The sequence below is a fragment of the Mesorhizobium sp. M2A.F.Ca.ET.042.01.1.1 genome (genome assembly GCF_003997405.1).
GTDB lineage: Bacteria > Pseudomonadota > Alphaproteobacteria > Rhizobiales > Rhizobiaceae > Mesorhizobium.
In genome coordinates, this window is sequence record NZ_RZRX01000588.1 from 1 (window position 1) to 957 (window position 957).

1 protein-coding gene is annotated in these 957 nt (G+C 62.2%); it reads right to left on the bottom strand.

Going from position 1 to position 957, the window contains the following annotated elements; all coding sequences use genetic code 11:
* Nucleotides 1-952 (bottom strand): IS481 family transposase (locus tag EOA23_RS35025; protein WP_127230906.1); only part of this gene is annotated, 952 nt, incomplete at its 3' end.
* Nucleotides 953-957: the final 5 nt, after the last annotated feature.

Genomic DNA, 957 nt, shown 5'->3' on the forward strand with positions numbered 1-957 from the left:
TGTGGAGCCTCAACAGGTTGTCCTCGGTTAGAGCGAGGCGACTGATAGGTGTTTTGGACTTTAGGCTCCCGTGGGGACGGTGCCAATTGTATCTGTGCAGCCAGACCGGCAACTCTGCGGCGCGGTGATCTGAAGTCGGATAAGCGATGGCATAAGCCCATTCGCGCAGTGCTGTCTGGATGAAGCGCTCGGCCTTGCCATTGGTCTTGGGTGTATAGGGTCTTGTCCTGACGTGCTTGAGGCCGAGATCGCGGCAGGCCTTGGCGAAGGCCTTTGATCTGTAGCAGGAGCCGTTGTCGGTCATGACGCGGGCTATCGTGACGCCGAGGCTGGCGTAGTAGGCCACCGCCGCCTTGAGGAAGGCGATGGCGCTTTCTTTTTTCTCGTCGGGCAGGATCTGCGAGAAGGCGATGCGGGAGGCGTCGTCGATGCAGACATGGACGAACTCCCAACTGCTGCCGCGCGAGCTGGCATTGCCGGTGCGCTTGCCGGTAATGCGATGACCGATGCGCTCGAAACGACCGAGCTTCTTGATATCGATATGGATCATCTCGCCAGGATGCTCGCGCTCGTAGCGTCGGATCGGCTCGGCCGGTTCGATATCCCGCAACCGCGACAGTCCGGCACGCTTGAGAACCCGGCTAACGGTGGCGGGCGAGACGCCGACCTCATGGGCGATGTGCTTGCCGGTCCAACGTTGCCGCCGCAGCGCCATGATGCGCTCGGCGATCAACGCAGCGGTGGCCTGCGGCATATGGGCGGGCCGCGAGGAACGGTCGATCATGCCGGCCCGCCCTTCGGACTTGTAGCGCTCGACCCAGCGCGCCACGATCTTGGCCGACACGCCGTAGACACGCGCCGCATGGGCTTTGGAGAAAGCGCCTTCTATCACCGACAGCGCCATCTCCTCTCGACGCAGCGGTGTGAGACGGGCATTCTTATGGATGTTCATTCGGA